Below are 15,423 nucleotides of genomic sequence, written 5' to 3'. Positions count from 1 at the left end.
GGTCTGCGGGCTGGGTGCGGCAGCCGCGCACACCGAATCCTCACCTGGACTGTTGCGCTGATGCTCCGTCAGCTCAGTCCGGCCTTGTGGGCGAAGAGCGCGGCCTGAACGCGGTTCTCCAGTCCGAGGCGGCTGAGGATCCGGTTGACGCGGCTCTTCACGTTCGCCTCGCTCAGGCCGAGCGCGTCACCGATCCGGGCGTTGGACAGGCCGCGGGCAACCAGCACCAGCACCTGGAGCTCCCGTTCGGTGAGCAGCTCGACGGACGGAGTTTTTACCAACGCATCGTCAAGTGTTGGCAATAGGGCGGGCGGCAGCGCGGTGAGGGTGTCGATCAGGCGGCGGGTGACGCTCGGCGCGAGCACGGACTCGCCCGCGGCGGTGGCCCGGATCGCCCGGGCCAGCTGTTCGGGGGCGCTGTTCTTCAGCAGGAAGCCGTGCGCGCCGGCCCGCAGCGCCTCGTGCACGTACTCGTCCAGGTCGAAGGTGGTGAGCAGCAGGACCCGCGGCGCCGGCTCCGGGCCGGGCCACTCGGTGGTGATCCGGCGGGTGGCCTCGATGCCGGTGGTGCCGGGCATCCGGATGTCCATCAGTACGACGTCGGGCCGCAGTTCGACGGCGAGCGCGAACGCCCGCCCCCCGTCGGCGGCTTCGCCGACCACCGTCAGCCCCTCGCGCCGGTCGATGACCAGCCGCAGCGCCGTCCGGACGATCTCCTGGTCGTCGACGACCAGCACCCGTACGCTCACGCCGCCACCACCCGCGCATCCAGTGTGGCGCGCAGCCGCCACCCGCCGTCGTCCCGGGGCCCGGCGTCCAGGGTGCCGTCGAAGGCCGCCGCCCGTTCCCGCATGCCGATCAGCCCTCGCCCGCTGCCGGGGACCGGCCGGTGGCCGGGGGCGGGGACCGGCCGGTGGCCGGGGGCGGGGACCGGCCGGTGGCCGGGGGCGGGCGGGTCGTTCTCGACCTCGATCAGCACCTGCCCGGCGTCGGCGCGGACGGCGACCCGGACGTCCACCGGGCCGGCGTGCTTGAGCACGTTGGTCAGCGCCTCCTGGACGATCCGGTACCCGGAGACCTCGAGCCCCGCGAACTGCACGCCGGTTTCCGGGAGTTGCACGGTAATGGCGACCCGGCAGCCGGCCGCGCGGGCGGCGTCGGCGAGCCGATCGAGATGGGCGAGGGACGGTTCGGGCGCGAGGTCGCGCTCACGAGTGGACAGCAGGCCGAGGATGCGCCGCATCTCGATCAGCGCGGTGTCGGCGGTCCGGGCGATCAGGCCGACGCCTTGGACGGCGAGCACCGGATCGTCCGTCAGCACGTCCTCGGCGGCCCGGGCCTGCACCGCGATCGCGCTGACATGATGCGCGACCACATCGTGCAGGTCACGGGCGATCCGGGCCCGCTCACCGGCCACCGCCTGCCGGGCGTTGAGCTCCTGCTCGGCCCGCAGCCGCCGGTTGAGTTCACGCAGCCGGTCCGCGTCGGCACCAATCCGGCGCCGACCGGAGCCGAGGATCCAGGCGAGCGCGAAGAAGAACACGAACGTGGTGGTACTGATCGGCTCCAACGACCCGAGCTGCGGCACCTGCCAGTGCCCGGTCAGCGCGTCCCCCACCGTAACGGCCGTCAGACACAGGGAAGTTGCGAGCAGGGCGGCCCGGCGCGGGCCGTAGCGGGCCACGGCGTACACGCCGAGCATCAGCAGGTACGGGCCGGGGATCTTCCCCGGAATCGGGTCGAGCACTTGGAACAGCAGGTAGAGGGCGGTCATCGCCGCGAGCACGGCGTGCGGCCACCGCCGCCGCCACAGCAGCGGGACGGTCTGCGCGGCCCACAACGCGACGCCCCAACCATCGGGCGCAGGCGTGTGGTTCAGCACAGTGACCGCGTCGAACAGGGTCAGCCCGCCGCCGAGCGCGACATCCGTCAGTCGCGGCCGGTCGGCGATCCATCGGGGTGCGGCGCGCAGGGCCGTCGTCGTCCAGGTAACCATCGGTCCGCCAGGCTAGACGAGCACCGGCGCGGTGCGGATCCTCCCCCGGGTGCGCATCGATAGTTGCGCGGGCACGGCCGGCGGCACGCGCCGCAGGCACAGCCGGCGGCACACGACGATCCGCGCTGGAACACGGGTTCGGCTCCGGGTTCAGCCGTCAGTAGTACGTCCACAGAGAAACGACGAACCCACCGGACGCGCGACTGCAAAATCGCGCTGGCCAGGGCCGGTGCTGGCTCCTAGGATCCGCCGCATGGCAACACGACTCGTGCAGATCAACATGAAGGCCCAGGACGACGCCGCACTCGGCCGGTTCTGGGCGGAGGCACTCGGCTGGGGTATCGACAGCGAGGGACCAGGCGTCACCAACCTCGAACCCGTCGGTTTCGCCTACCCCGACCCCGCGGCCGTCTGCATCGACATCGTCGCCCGCCCGGAACCCAAGACGGTGAAGAACCGGGTGCACATCGATCTGGCCACCACCTCGGCCGCCCACCAGGCGGAGTTGGTCGAGCGTTTGAAGGCTCTCGGCGCGACCCTCGCCGACGTCGGTCAGGGCGACGTCCCCTGGACGGTCATGGCCGACCCGGAAGGCAACGAGTTCTGCGTCCTGGAGCCCCGCCCGGTCTACCAGGGCACCGGGCCGATCGCCGCGGTGGTGGTCGACTGCGCCGACCCGCGCGAGATGGCCCGGTTCTGGGGCCGGGCGATGGACTGGACGCTGCACGAGGTCACCGACGACCACGCGACATTGCGATCCGCCCAAGGCGTCGGCCCCTACCTGGAATTCATCCGCACACCCGACACCAAGACCGTCTGGAACCGCGTCCACCTCGACGTCCGCCCCTACCCCGGCGACGACCCGGCAGCAGAAGCCGACCGCCTGCGCGCCTTGGGCGCCACCGACCCCGACTTCCACCGGTCCGCCATCCACTGGACAGTTCTGGCCGACCCCGAAGGCAACGAGTTCTGCCTCCTCAGCCCCAGCTGACCTTCCGCCACGACTCCGTCGGCGCCGGCCACGACGAATTGTGCCCCGCCCCAGGGGAGTTCATCAGCGAGGCGGGGCACCGGGGCGCGGGGACGGGCGGCCGTCTCGCGGCCACAGCGCCCACGCCCCTGACTTGCGGGCCTACGTGTCATGCGGCTTGCGGTGTCGGCCGCTTCCCTTACGAAGCAACGGCACCGGAGTGTCGTCCTGCGGGGCGGCGAACCCCGAACCCCTGCGAACAATGACCGGGTACGCATCGGCATAAGTGTCAGCCACCCCCAACGGCTGCCACTTCTGCCCGTCCCACTCGACCACCAGACGCGGGGTGTCTTGGAACAACTGGCCCCGTCGTACGTCCGAAGCGAGTATCAGCGCGTCTCGTGTGCCCGGCGGGCGGGTGCAACCGGCACGCGCGGCGTACCAGTCGGACACGGGTTCGTCGTCGGGTTCGAGCACGGCTGGTCCTCTCGCTCGGCGTCACCACGAGGCTATCCGCCGGTGTCGTCCGGCGGGACCGTACCGGGCCAACCGAACAGTCCGAGGATCGGGCGGTTCCGCAGTGCCTCGGCGTACTCGGTCGAGCCGTCGAACGCGCGGAAGTTGGTGATCGGGTCGTCCGCAGCGTGCAGCATGGCAACGGCGCAGGTCAGACAGAAGTCCTTACCCGTATCCAGATCCCGAAGGTTCGCGTATCGCTGGCAACCGGACCACTGGCACATCCGGCGGTGCCGTCCCCCGGCCGTCCGTCTCCGCGCCATGCTGAGCTGTCCCAGCCCTCTCTACTTGGGTTCCTGGCCGAGCACCGAGAGCCGCTGTCCCGAACGGAGCCGCAGCGCGACCGTATCGGCCGGAAGCTCGGCGAGCGAACCACGGAACAGCTCGACCAGTTCGCCGGCAAGCGTCGTGAAGTCCTGCCCACCGAGGTTCGGCGGAAGTGCGTCGCGCAGCGCCTCGCTGTCCTCGCCCAGCTCCCAGAGCATCCGCAACGCCCAATGCTTCGTCAGGAGTTGTACGCCGAAGGTGATGTGAAGACTGTGCTCCTCGGTGCTCTGTCCGGCGTGCACCCACCCGCGCGGGATGAACAGCACTTGCCCGGCCCGCAGAGTGACCGAGAAGTCCGGGGCGTTCGCCGCGAAGCGGAGCTTGTCCTCCGGAGAGAACCCGATCTTCGACCAGTTGTGGTGCTCCAGCGGGTTGACGAACGTCGGGGCGAACAGCCGCCAGTCCTTCGCGCCCTCGGCCTGCGCGATGAAGACATGGTGGCAGTCCCAGTGCCACCCGAACCCCTGCGCCTTCCCGGCCGGGGTGAGGTAGAAGTTCCCCGTCACGGGGTGGCCGAGCATGGACGACAGTTCCTTGCAGAACTGCATGATCGGCGGGTAGGACCGGTGCAGGCCGTTGAGAACCAGGGTGTCGGTCGGGTGGTCGGCGGACGGCCGCTCGGCAGTCAGCACGCCGTCACGGACCATGCCGAATCCGCCCGGACGGATATCCGGGTCGGCCAGGATCTCGCGGGCTGCCTGCCTGGTGGCGAGCTGTTGCAGGTCCGTCGCATCACGGTCGTACACCGTGGGCACCGAGGGCCAGGCGGCGCGGAAGGTGTCCGGGTCGGTGACCAGCCTTGAGAGTGCAGTCTGCACGGTGGCGCTCCCTTCTCGTAGTGTGGGGCGAGAGGGGCGACCGCCCCAGTTGAGTTGGGACGGTCGCCTCTCGCTCGCTTACTGGCGTGTCAGGCGCCGATCAGGTGGTCGTACTGGCCGGCGGCGAAGGCGTCGCGCAGCTTGCGCAGCTCGCCGGGGGTGCCGGTGATCACGGCGCCGTCATTGTTGATGTTGGCGAGCGCCACCAGGCCGTTACCGGCGTCGGCGACCGCGAAGCACTCCACCTTGTCGTCCAGGTGGGAGTACGACGCCACCGACCACTCCAGGCCCGGGTGCGACACCGGGTTGAACTCCACGGACTTGTTCACGTGCTTACCTCCTCTTGTCGGCGGGAACGGCGGATGCCGTTCCCGGTCGTGCTGCCGCTGCGCCATCTCCGCGCGGGACATGCCGTCGCGGACACACTCGTTCACCGTGGCCGTACGGACGAACACCGGATCGGCCAACCACGGCACCCCGCCGTGAAGCGGGGTGAGCTGCCAGCGGCCGTCCTGCGACTCCAGGTAGGCGCCCACCGTGCCCCGCGCCAAATCGACCACGGCTTCGCCGACTCCCGGCGTGCGGAGCGGGGTCAACTGGCCCTCGGGCTGCGGGTTGCCGGTGGTGAGCGTCTTGCGCTGCTCGGCCCTGTATTCGTCGTACGTCTTCGGCATGGCCGTTCCTTCGCTCGGGCCAACGGGCTTCCTCGGTGCACCACCGATCCTTGGCGCTCAGATGGGCCAAAGCACCCCCGTATCCGAGACATGAGGGCGGTCTGCGCGCTAGCGTCCAAGACGGCCCAAACGTCTGGGGGATGGCCCTTGAACATCGCTCTCCGGCAAGGTATGGCAGACGCGAAACTCACTCCGCGCCAACTGGCGACCCGCGTAGGTGTCACACCTGAGACCGTGGAACCCTGGCTCTCGAACGCCGCGTTAGTACCACACCAGAAGAACCGCAACGATGTGTGTGCAGCCCTGGGGGTTGATGAGCAAGTGATCTGGCCCAACACGGTCCGAGCGAACATCAAGACCGGCCACGACCGGGAGGTGTTCGCCGCCTATCCGTACCGGTCAACCTGCCCAACTTCGGTATGGAGTCAACTAATTGGGGATTCCGTAGACGACATTTTCCTGGCCGGATACACGAACTACTTCGTGTGGCTGGAGCAGCCGGCGCTACATCAAACACTGCGGCGCAAGGCCGAGTCCGGGTGTCGCGTCCGGTTCCTCTTGGGCGACCCCGAGTCCGAGACCACGCGGCAGCGGGAACGCATCGAAGGTGTGGCGCTGACCGTATCGACCCGAATTCGAATCACCCTTGAGCACCTGGATAAGCTCTCCGGTATTGATGGTGTCGAAGCGCGGTTCAGTGCACCCGATGACGGGCCCAACCATGTAAGCCTCTCGGTCTTCCGTTTCGATCGCGACGCTCTCGTAACCCCACATCTGGCACGAGTGGTTGGGCATGACTCTCCGATGATGCACCTTCGCCGATCGCAGGACGGCGGAATCTTCGATCGGTTTGCTGAGCATGCAGAAGAGCTGTGGGAACGCGGCGTTCCGATTTTTCGATGAATAAAAACCCCCGCTCTGATCTCCGAGACGGAGAACGGGGCGGGGACTTAATTTAACCGGAAAACGTTCGTCAGGCGCGCGGCAGCCTTGCCGCAGAACAGCGCAACACCGCAATAGAGCTCAAGGCGAGCCACGCCAGATGGCATCGGCCAACGAGCGCGCCGCTGGCGCGTCCTCGAAGTCGTCAGAGCAGTAGAAGTGCGCAGGATTTCCGATGCGCGGGACCTCCGAGAAGCCTACGAAGAAATGCGCCTGCAGATAGGGCCGTCGGGCGGTTGACAGCGCGGACACAAATACAGCGCTTCCTGCGGGGGTCCTCCGTCAGGTGTGCATCGATAGTTGCGCGGTGGCCCACAGTCTCGCCGTTCGGGCCGAGGCGGCGGGGTGGGTCGGGTGCCTAGCGTCGTTTCCATGACCTCCAACTCCTCTGAAATATCCGTTCGTTCGTGGTGGCGCAGCCGCCCCGCGCTTCTTCTGTCCGGTACTGCGGCGATGCTGTTCGCGGTCGGTGGGCGGTGGGACGTTGCCGCGCTGGCCTGGGTGTTTCCGGTGTTGTTGCTGGCGTTCTCGCGGCGGTCCGGGGTGTGGTGGGGGGCGTTGTGGATGTGGCTGGCGCATGTCGGGGCGGCGGTGTTCTGGGTGTGGGAGTCGGCGATCGGGTTCAATCCGGTGGTGGTGGCGGGGGCGGCGGGGTTGGCGGCGATTCAGACGGTGCCGTTCGTGGCGGACCGGCTGCTGGTCGGGCGGTTGCGGCCGTGGCAGGCGGCGTTGGTGTTTCCGGCCGGGTTGGCGGCGGGCGAGTTCCTGATCACGGTGTTGTCGCCGTTCGGCACGGCGTACGGTTCGCTGGCGGTCACGCAGTACGACAACTTGCCGTTGTTGCAGGTGGTTTCGGTGACCGGCCCGTACGGGGTCGGTTTCCTGGTCGGGTGGTTCGCGTCCACTGTCCTGCGGGTCCGTCGGTGGCCGTCGTGGCGCAGCGGTGTGGTGTGCGGGTCGGTGCTGGTGGCGGTGCTGCTGGCGGGTGGCGCGCGGCTGGCGACCGACCCGGTGGGCGGGGCGACGGTGCGGGTGGCGGGGGTGAGTCCGAGCCGGGCGGTGACGGAGGCCCAGCAGGCCGCGCTCGAGCAACTCGCGGGCGAGAACGTCCAGTTCAGGGAAGCGCCCGCGTCTGCAACAACGCCGGTCACGGACGCCGTCGAGAACGACCTGCTGGCCTCGACCCGCCGGGAGGCCGCCGCGGGCGCGAAGATCGTGGCCTGGCCCGAGGAGGCCGTCCGGACGCAGGAGGCGCACGCGGACGCGGTGATCGCCGCCGCGCAGGACGCGGCCCGGCAGTGGGGCGTCTACCTGGAGTTCGGGCTGCGGGTGGACGGCACGGCCGGCTCCGCCCACGACCGGGACGAGGCGCTGCTGATCGACCCCAACGGCGCGGTGCTGTGGACGTATCAGAAGGCGCACCCCATCCCGGGCTCCGAGCGGTTCGCGCCGGGTGACGGCCGGGTGCCGGTCGCCGACACCCCGTACGGGCGGATCGCCGATGTGATCTGCTACGACGCCGACTATCCGGCGCTGATGCGGGTCCGCGCGGATCTGATGCTGGTGCCCTCGCACGACTGGCGGGAGTACGGCGGCGCGCACACGAAGAAGGCCGCGCTGCGGGCGGTCGAGAACGGCTATGCCCTGGTCCGCCAGGACGAGTCGGGCGTCTCGACCGCGTTCGACAGCCGGGGCCGCGTCCTGGCCACGGCCGACTGGTTCCGCTCCGATCAGCAGACGGTGGTCGCCCAACTCCCGGTCCACGGCGTGACCACCGTGTACGCCCGGATCGGCGACACCTTCGCCTGGCTCTGCCTGGCCGCCGTCGCCGCCCTGGCCGTCACCGCGTTGACCCGCCGTCTCGAACCACACAGCGGCTGTGCGGTCTCGGACCACACAGCGGCTGTGCGCTGAACAGCGGCTGTGCAGTCTCGGACCACACAGCGGCTGTGCGCTGAACAGCGGCTGTGCGGTCTCGGACCACCGCCGGGGCACGCAGCGGACAGCCGGACGCGAGCACCCGAACTAGCCTCGGCGGCTCCATGGGCCGCCCCGAGCCGGGCGCGCCCGCCACCCGACGAGCCGAGGGCCTGGTGCAGATGAGACGCAGTACGAGCGAGGAGTCCGCCTGGGCGCCGTTCGGGGAGAAGGTTTTCCGCGCCCTCTGGATCGCCCAGTTCGTCTCGAACGTGGGCGGCTGGATGCAGACCGTCGGCGCGCAGTGGCTGCTGGTCGGGCACGGCGCGGGGTTGGTGTCGCTGGTGCAGGTCGCGTCGGGCCTGCCGGTGCTGCTGCTCGCGCTGCCGGCCGGCGCCCTCGCGGACCTGGTGGACCGCCGCCGGCTGCTGCTGGTGGGCCAGGCGGCGATGGCGGCGGTCGCCACCGTCCTGGCGGTGTTGGCGCTGCTGGGGGTGCTCGGGCCGTGGCAGTTGCTGCTGCTGACCTTCCTGCTCGGCTGCCTCTCCGCGCTGAACGGCCCGGCCTGGCAGGCGGTGCAGCCCAGTCTGGTGCCGCGCGAGCAGTTGCGGCAGGCGTCGGCGCTGGGCGCGGTGAACATGAACGTGGCCCGCGCGGTCGGCCCCGCGCTGGGCGGCCTGCTGGTCGCGGCGGCCGGCGTGGGCTGGACGTTCGCCCTCAACGCGCTGTCGTTCCTGGGCATTCTGGTGGTCCTGCTGCGGCGCTTCCCGGACGAGCAGGCGCCCGTCCGTGAGCGGCAGCGCGAGCAGGCGCTGGCGGCGCTGCGGGCCGGCGGGCGGTACGTCCGGCGGGCGCCGGGGGTGCGGCGGATCCTGCTGCGCTGCGCGCTGTTCGTGCCCGGCGCGGCGGCGCTGTGGGCGCTGCTGCCGGTGGTGGCCGTGCAGCGCCTCGGCCTCGGCTCGTCCGGGTACGGCCTGCTGCTGGCGGCCGTCGGGGTGGGTGCGGTGGCGGGTGCGGGTGTGCTGCCGCAGCTGAGTGCCCGGCTGCGCGGCAACGGTGTGCTGGCGCTGTCGGGGCTGCTGACGGCGGGTGCGCTGCTGGTGGTGGCGCTGGCCGGGAACACCGTGCTGGTGAGCCTGGCGCTGGTGTGGGCGGGCGCGGCCTGGATCTGGGGTCTGTCCACCCTGAGCGCCGCCCTGCAACTGGAGTTGCCGAACTGGGTGCGGGCCCGCGCCGTCGCCTTCTACCTGCTGGTCTTCCAGGGCGGCAACGCGCTGGGCGCCCTGGTGTGGGGCCAACTCGCCCAGTACGCGGGCCTGTTGATCGCGCTGACCGTCCCGGCCGCACTGCTGGCCCTGGGCGCCCTCTCCCTGCGTCAACTCCCGCTGCTGGACGCCGAGGTGGACCCGTCGCTGTCCGACAGCTGGCCGGAGCCGCGGCTGACGGTCGAGCCCGCCGCGGCCGACGGGCCGGTGCTGGTCTCCGTCGAGTACCGGGTGGCGGACGGCGCCGCGGAGGCGTTCGTCCGGGCGATGGACGAGGTCGAGGCGTCCCGGCGGCGAACCGGTGCGGTCAGTTGGGGCCTGTACCAGGACGGGGCCGAACCCACCAAGTTCGTCGAGGTGTTCACGGTGGCCTCCTGGGCGGAGCACCGCGCGCAGCACCACGAACGCTGGACCGGCGTCGACCACGCCTTCGAACGCACCGCCCGGGCGCTGGTGACGGGCGAGCCGGTGGTGACCCACGCCGTCACCGCCCGGGCGGCGCTGTGACGCACGGTCAGCCGGTGACGGACCGGACGGCCTCGCGGATCACCTCGGCGACCTGCGCGGGCTGCGAGAGCATCATCAGGTGCGAGGTGTCGAGCTCGACGGTGGTCATCCCGGCCCGCCGGTAGCCGAACCGTTCGACCTCCGGGTTGATGGTCCGGTCGGCGGCGGCGACGATCCCCCAGGACGGCTTGGTCCGCCACGCCGCGTTCGGCGCACTCTCGCCGAACGCGGCGGCGGCCAGCGGCCGTTGGGAGACGGCGAGCACCCGGGCCAGCGCCGGGTCCACGTCCGCGGCGAAGATCTCAGGCAGCCGGTCCACCTGCACCGAGACATCGGTGCCCTCGCCGCCGCCGTCCAACGGGAACGGCGTGTACACCAGTGCCTCGGCCAGCTCGGAGGCCGGGAAACGGCCCTGCAGCTCACCCAGGCTCTCGCCCTCCTCCAGCGCGTAACCCGCGAGGTACACCAGCGCCTTGACGTTCTCCTCGGCCCCCGCGACGGTGATCACCGCGCCACCGTAGGAGTGCCCGACCAGCACCACCGGCCCCGGGATCTGCCGCACCACGGACGCCAGGTAGGCGGCGTCCCCGGTCAGGCTGCGGTTGGGCCCGGCGGGTGCCACCACATTCAGGCCGTCGGCGAGCAGTTCGGGGATCAGCCGGGCGAAGCTCGAGGCGTCCGCGAAGGCGCCGTGCACCAGCACGACGGTAGGGGTGGTGTTCTCGGTCATGACGAAGTCCTCGGAATCGGTTGGCAGTTGACGTCCCCCACAGGGGAAGGGCCCAGGTTAGGAATCCGCGCCCGCCGCGCTTGTTCCGCCAGCGCACGCCGTCCGGCCCACCCACGCCCTATCCCGGCCGCCGGGGGGCGCCGAGGTAGGTGAGAACAGCGAGGACGCGGCGGTCTCCGCTGTCCTCCGGCGGGAGGTCCAGCTTCCCGAAGACGTTCCCGACGTGCTTGTGCACGGCCCGCTCGGTGACCACCAGGCGGTCGGCGATCTCGGAGTTCCCGTACCCCTGGGCCATCATCGCGAGCACCTCGCGTTCGCGTTCGGTGAGGCGGGACAGCGGGTTGCCGTGTGTCGCGAACAGTTGCCGGACGACGTCCGGGTCCAGCGCGGTGCCGCCCGCGGCCACCCGGTGCAGCGCCTCCAGGAAGTCGTCCACCCGGGCGACCCGGTCCTTGAGCAGGTAGCCGACGCCGGTGCCGTCGGCGAGCAACTCCCGGGCGTAGGTGTCCTCGACGTACTGGGAGAGCACCAGGATCGGCAGACCCGGCACCTGTTCCCTGGCCCGCAGCGCGGCCCGGATGCCCTCGTCGGTGAAGCTCGGCGGGAGCCGGACGTCCACCACGGCCACGTCCGGCCGGTGGGCGACGGCGGCCGCGACGAAGGACTCGCCGTCCCCGACCGTGCCGATCACCTCGTTGCCGAGGGCACCCAGCAGCGCGGAAAGCCCTTGCGCCAGCAGCGCGTTGTCCTCGGCGATCAGGATGCGCACGGGCACTCCACGGTGATCACGGTCGGCCCGCCGGGCGGGCTCTGCACCCGCAGCGCGCCGTCCACCGCCTCCACCCGCTGCCGCATCCCGCGCAGCCCGGTGCCGCCACCCTCGGCGGCCCCGCCCCGGCCGTCGTCGACGACCTCCGCGCGGACGGCCGCGCGCGTTCTGGTCAGGGTGACCGACACGGACTCGGCCCGGCTGTGCTTGGCCGCGTTGGTGAGCGCCTCGGTGACGGCGAAGTACACGGCGACCTCGATCCGCGCCGGTACGTCGCCGAGTTCGCCCACGTCGAGGGTGGCGGGGACGGGGCAACGGGCGACCACCGCCGCGACCGCGCCGGCCAGGCCCCGGTCGGCGAGGATCGGCGGGTAGACGGAGCGCAGCACGTCGCGCAGTTCGGCCATCGCCTCCTCCGCGCCCTCCCGCGCCCTGGTCAGCAGCGGGCCCACCGCAGCCGGGTCGATGCCGAACGTCCTTTCCGCCAGCCCGAGTTGCATGGCCAGGTTCACCAGCCGGGCCTGGGTGCCGTCGTGCAGGTCGCGCTCGATCCGGCGCAGCTCGCTGCCGTGCGCGTCGATCGCCCCGGTACGCGTCCGGTCCAGCGTCGCCACCCGTTCGGCGAGAGCCTCGGCCGCCGAGGGGGCGAGCAGCCACCGGCTCACGGACGCCGCCGCCCCCGCCACCAGCGGCGGGCCGAACAGCGCCAGCAGCACGGCCAGCAGGAACTGCGGCACGCCGACACAGATCGCGGATCCCCAACTGTCGATCGGAGCATCCAGAATCAGCCTGATCGGCTCCCCCGCCGGGAACAGCCACCACAGCCCGGCCAGCACCAACACCGCCACCGGAAACAGGAACAGCGCCACCCCGAGCAGCCCGAGCACCGTCCCGGCCACCATCGTCCCGGGTGCCCAGCGCAGATCCCGGCCGGTCGCCGGATCCGACAGCATCACCATCAGCCGCCGCCGCCCGTGCACCCCGGCCCTCGCCACCGGCGCCACCCACCGCCCCAGCCGGTCACGCTCGGCGTCGGCCAGCCGGCGCAGCAGCCGCAACTCGTACGGCAGGACCAGCAGACCCAGCCCGACCAGGCACAGCACGGACGAGTAAATCAGCACGGGCACCAGCACGATCAGCGCCAGCCCGCAGCCGAAGCTGGCCGCGCAGTACCCGGCGGCCCGCGCCGAACGACCGGCCACCGCAAGCGTTTTCGACAACTTGTTCACGGCGGCCAGTCTTCCCGTCCGACCCTCCCGGCACAGTGGTGCCTGCTACACCATCGATCGACGAGCCTGCACGATCGCCCCGGCCACCACGCGGTTCGTAGCGTCGCCGCCATGAAACCGACCCCGCCCTCCGGCCTCCTTCCCTTTCTCGCCATCAGCTTCGCCGGGGCATGGCTCGCCATGGTCCCGCTCTGGCTCGACGGTCTCCGCCGGACGAACGCCGCACAGGGCACGCCACCGCTCGCGGCACTGTGCATGATCCTCATGATGCTGGTCCCGGCCCTGACCGCCTTCGGCCTCACCGCCCGCCGCCACGGCCCCCGCGCGGCCGCGCGAATCCTCGGACTCGCCCGGGCCACCCCATGGCGCCACGAACTCCGCTCCGTGGCAGTCGCGTTGACGATCCCCCTCGGCCTCACCGCCGCCGGCCTGACCCTGTCGACGCTCGCGGGCTGGTACTCCCCCGCCCACCTGCCCGGCCCCGCCACGATCACACCGCTCGCGCTGAGCGCCCTGGTGTCCGTCCCCCTGTACTTCGGCGAGGAACTCGGCTGGCAGGGCTACCTGTTGCCCCGCCTGCTCCGTTACGGCCGAACGCGCGGCCTGCTGATCGGCGGCGCGATCTGGGGCGCCTGGCACGTCCCGATGACCGCCCTCGGCGGCAGCTACCCCGGCCACTCCGTCCTGCTCGGCATACCCGTCGCCGTAGTGACCGCCATGCTGCTCGGCACCGTGATCGCCACCGTCCGCCTCTCCACCGGCTCCGTCTGGGCAGCCGTCGCCACACACATCTCCCTCAACGAGTTCGCCCTCCCCCTGACCCACGAGGTCTCCGCCCGCCTCGTCGACCCCCTGCTCGCCGGCCCGCTGAGCATCACAACCTGGCCCGCAACCACCCTGGCGGTGCTGGGAGCCTGGCTGGCCCACCGCCGTCGCACGGAGGCATAGACCGCAGCATGCCGAGACCCCGCCGCCCGGCTGGGCAGTGGGGTCTCCGGGCCGGCCGGTACGGGCTCGGACTTCGCCGAAGCGCCCGGCGGCTGCGGCAGTTACGAAGGCGCCCCACGCTTCGCGAAGGGAAGCACAGGACCGGCTGATCCGAGCCGAACCGAGCAGCCCCGGACGGGAGCGTTCAGCCGGCGGTCAGCCGGTAGTGGCCGGACTCGCGGGTCAGCAGGCCGTCGTCGACGAGGGCGCGGCGCAGCGAGACGGCGTCCAAGGGGCCGTCCTCGCACCAGGGTTGGAGGCGGTTGGTGACCGTTCGCTCGTCGTACTCGTCGCCGGGCGCGAAGGTGGTCGCGGCGAGGTGTCCGAGGACGGCGCGGCGGGCTTCGTGGTCCTCGTCGGGGAGGTCGATCAGGGTGCCGCCGCGGATGTGGCCGCGCAGCCTCGGGTCGGGCTGGTCGGTCGCGGCCTCGTCGGCGAGGCGGCGGGTGGCGGTGTCCGCGGCGGTGGTGAGGGCGTCCTCGTTGAGGGCGACGGTGCCGCGGCCCTGGACGAGCAGGCCGGCCCGGACGAGTCGGCCGATGGCCGGGGCGGCGTCGGGGGCGGTGAGGGCCGAGGTGGTGAGGATCTCGGTGGAGGTCGTCGCGCCCAGGGCGACCGCCGCGAACACCCGGCGCTGGATCGGGTCGGCGAGCTGGATGGCGAGTTGGTCGGGTGTCATGCGGGGAACGCGTCCTCTCCGAAGCTGCGTGGTCCCGGCCGGAAACAACGGCCGCAACTCACCGTACCCGCAGCCGAGTTCGACGCCGAACCGATTAATGCCGCCCGGCCGGTCAGCCCCCGGCGCGCTGGGCGCGCCACTCCCGGGGCGAGACGCCGAAGGCCGTCCGGAAGGCGCGGCTGAAGTGCGCGGGGCTGACGAACCCCCAGCGCTGCGCGACCGCCGCCACCGGCGGCCCGGGGCGGGAGAGGTCCCGGGCGGAGGCGTCCAGCCGGGACCGCAGGATGAGCCGGCTCACCGTCACGCCCTCGCCCTCGAACAGTCGGTGCAGGTAGCGCAGCGAGATGTGGTGGGCCCGGGCGATCGTCTCCGGCGACAGGCCGGGGTCGCCGAGGTTGCGCGCGATGTGTTCGCGGATCCGCCGGACCAGGTGTCCGTTGGAGGTGCGGGCGTCGTCGGTGGCCCGCGTCGCGGACAGTTGGGCGACCATCGTGCCCACCAGGTCGGCGACGCTGCCGGCCAGCCGGTCGGCGACCGGCGTGGTGTAGGAGGGCGCGGAGTCGCCCAGCGTCCGCAGGAACGGCAGCAGCACCGACCCGAACCCGTCGTCGGCGGTCACCGGGGTGCCCGTCACCTGGCGCAGCTCGCTCTCGGGGACGCCGAGCAGCCGGCGCGGCAGGTGAAACAGGTGGGCGCGGGACGGCTTCGGGTACTCGATGACGTACGCCCGCGCGGTGTCGTACAGGACGAACTCGCACTGGCCCAGCACCGTCCGCTGCCCGTCCTGGGTGATCAGGCACTCGCCGGCCAGTTGCAGCCCGATGCCGACCATCGGCTCCTGCCCGCCCCAGGCGTACCGGCCCGCGAGGCGGGGCGGCAGCGCCACGGCCGTCTCCAGCGTCGCGACCCGCAGGTAGCCGAGCCGGGACAGCATCGCCCGCTCGCCCGGCGACGCCCCGGCGAACGCCGGGTCCGTCGCGGCCGGCGGCCACGGCCACGTCGCGCCGGGCACGCACCCGTTCGCCATCCACCCTGTCATCCGACTGCCTCCTTCCACCGAGGTCCTGCTGCGAGCCTGCTCCGCGACCCGGGCGACG

Annotated in this window: 16 protein-coding genes; 5 read left to right on the top strand and 11 right to left on the bottom strand. The window is 71.6% G+C overall.

Translation table 11 applies throughout. From position 1 onward, the window contains the following. Positions 1 to 68 precede the first annotated feature (68 nt). Positions 69 to 749, bottom strand: coding sequence for a response regulator (locus ACFYST_RS01595; protein WP_387635902.1), 681 nt, complete (start codon positions 747 to 749; stop codon positions 69 to 71). After that, positions 746 to 1,996 (bottom strand): sensor histidine kinase, encoded by a 1,251-nt coding sequence (locus ACFYST_RS01590; protein ID WP_387859132.1) that lies wholly within the window; start codon positions 1,994 to 1,996, stop codon positions 746 to 748. The genes ACFYST_RS01595 and ACFYST_RS01590 overlap by 4 nt, the downstream gene beginning before the upstream one ends. A gap of 253 nt (positions 1,997 to 2,249) precedes the next feature. On the opposite strand from ACFYST_RS01590, the gene ACFYST_RS01585 reads away from it, so the two are divergent. Next, positions 2,250 to 2,987 carry a VOC family protein gene (locus tag ACFYST_RS01585; RefSeq protein ID WP_387859129.1) on the top strand — a complete coding sequence of 246 codons (738 nt, stop codon included), beginning with the start codon at positions 2,250 to 2,252 and terminating at the stop codon, positions 2,985 to 2,987. A gap of 141 nt (positions 2,988 to 3,128) precedes the next feature. Here ACFYST_RS01585 and ACFYST_RS01580 read toward each other — a convergent pair whose 3' ends face one another. From ACFYST_RS01580 to ACFYST_RS01565, 4 genes are all read right to left on the bottom strand, one after another. Next, a complete protein-coding gene (locus ACFYST_RS01580; RefSeq protein ID WP_387859127.1) occupies positions 3,129 to 3,443 on the bottom strand; it encodes a DUF6087 family protein in 315 nt (104 codons plus the stop codon). Positions 3,444 to 3,475: 32 nt separating this feature from the next. Then, on the bottom strand, positions 3,476 to 3,619 hold the full coding sequence (locus tag ACFYST_RS01575; protein ID WP_387859126.1) for a hypothetical protein: 144 nt from the start codon (positions 3,617 to 3,619) through the stop codon (positions 3,476 to 3,478). Positions 3,620 to 3,766: 147 nt separating this feature from the next. Next, positions 3,767 to 4,627, bottom strand: a complete 861-nt coding sequence (locus ACFYST_RS01570; RefSeq protein ID WP_387859125.1) for a JmjC domain-containing protein — start codon at positions 4,625 to 4,627, stop codon at positions 3,767 to 3,769. An 89-nt stretch (positions 4,628 to 4,716) separates the two neighbouring features. Continuing rightward, positions 4,717 to 5,301 (bottom strand): hypothetical protein, encoded by a 585-nt coding sequence (locus tag ACFYST_RS01565; protein WP_387859123.1) that lies wholly within the window; start codon positions 5,299 to 5,301, stop codon positions 4,717 to 4,719. Positions 5,302 to 5,448: 147 nt separating this feature from the next. Here ACFYST_RS01565 and ACFYST_RS01560 point away from each other — a divergent pair, with 147 nt between their 5' ends. From ACFYST_RS01560 to ACFYST_RS01550, 3 genes are all read left to right on the top strand, one after another. After that, positions 5,449 to 6,204 (top strand): DUF5919 domain-containing protein, encoded by a 756-nt coding sequence (locus ACFYST_RS01560; protein WP_387859122.1) that lies wholly within the window; start codon positions 5,449 to 5,451, stop codon positions 6,202 to 6,204. Between the two features lie 411 nt (positions 6,205 to 6,615). Continuing rightward, positions 6,616 to 8,157 (top strand): nitrilase-related carbon-nitrogen hydrolase, encoded by a 1,542-nt coding sequence (locus tag ACFYST_RS01555; RefSeq protein WP_387859120.1) that lies wholly within the window; start codon positions 6,616 to 6,618, stop codon positions 8,155 to 8,157. Positions 8,158 to 8,285: 128 nt separating this feature from the next. Continuing rightward, a complete protein-coding gene (locus ACFYST_RS01550; RefSeq protein ID WP_387859119.1) occupies positions 8,286 to 9,932 on the top strand; it encodes an MFS transporter in 1,647 nt (548 codons plus the stop codon). Between the two features lie 7 nt (positions 9,933 to 9,939). Here ACFYST_RS01550 and ACFYST_RS01545 read toward each other — a convergent pair whose 3' ends face one another. The 3 genes from ACFYST_RS01545 to ACFYST_RS01535 form a co-directional block, all read right to left on the bottom strand. Then, positions 9,940 to 10,662, bottom strand: coding sequence for an alpha/beta fold hydrolase (locus ACFYST_RS01545; RefSeq protein WP_387635922.1), 723 nt, complete (start codon positions 10,660 to 10,662; stop codon positions 9,940 to 9,942). Positions 10,663 to 10,780: 118 nt separating this feature from the next. Further along, the gene (locus ACFYST_RS01540; RefSeq protein WP_387859117.1) at positions 10,781 to 11,431 is read right to left on the bottom strand and encodes a LuxR C-terminal-related transcriptional regulator; all 651 of its coding nucleotides are present in this window, start codon (positions 11,429 to 11,431) and stop codon (positions 10,781 to 10,783) included. After that, positions 11,419 to 12,660: a histidine kinase gene (locus ACFYST_RS01535; RefSeq protein ID WP_387859115.1), complete on the bottom strand. Its 1,242-nt coding sequence runs from the start codon at positions 12,658 to 12,660 to the stop codon at positions 11,419 to 11,421. The genes ACFYST_RS01540 and ACFYST_RS01535 overlap by 13 nt, the downstream gene beginning before the upstream one ends. Before the next feature lie 111 nt (positions 12,661 to 12,771). Between ACFYST_RS01535 and ACFYST_RS01530 the strand changes: the two genes are divergently transcribed. Next, entirely contained in the window at positions 12,772 to 13,608 is an 837-nt protein-coding gene (locus ACFYST_RS01530) for a CPBP family intramembrane glutamic endopeptidase (RefSeq protein ID WP_387859114.1), read from the top strand. A 184-nt stretch (positions 13,609 to 13,792) separates the two neighbouring features. Here ACFYST_RS01530 and ACFYST_RS01525 read toward each other — a convergent pair whose 3' ends face one another. Beyond that, positions 13,793 to 14,326 (bottom strand): DUF2087 domain-containing protein, encoded by a 534-nt coding sequence (locus ACFYST_RS01525; protein ID WP_387859113.1) that lies wholly within the window; start codon positions 14,324 to 14,326, stop codon positions 13,793 to 13,795. A gap of 112 nt (positions 14,327 to 14,438) precedes the next feature. Then, positions 14,439 to 15,365, bottom strand: coding sequence for a helix-turn-helix domain-containing protein (locus ACFYST_RS01520; RefSeq protein ID WP_387859111.1), 927 nt, complete (start codon positions 15,363 to 15,365; stop codon positions 14,439 to 14,441). Positions 15,366 to 15,423 lie beyond the last annotated feature (58 nt).

This window comes from Kitasatospora sp. NPDC004614 (genome assembly GCF_042873675.1).
GTDB lineage: Bacteria > Actinomycetota > Actinomycetes > Streptomycetales > Streptomycetaceae > Kitasatospora.
Note: the sequence above shows the minus strand (reverse complement) of the source record. Positions and strands in the feature narration are given on the sequence as shown.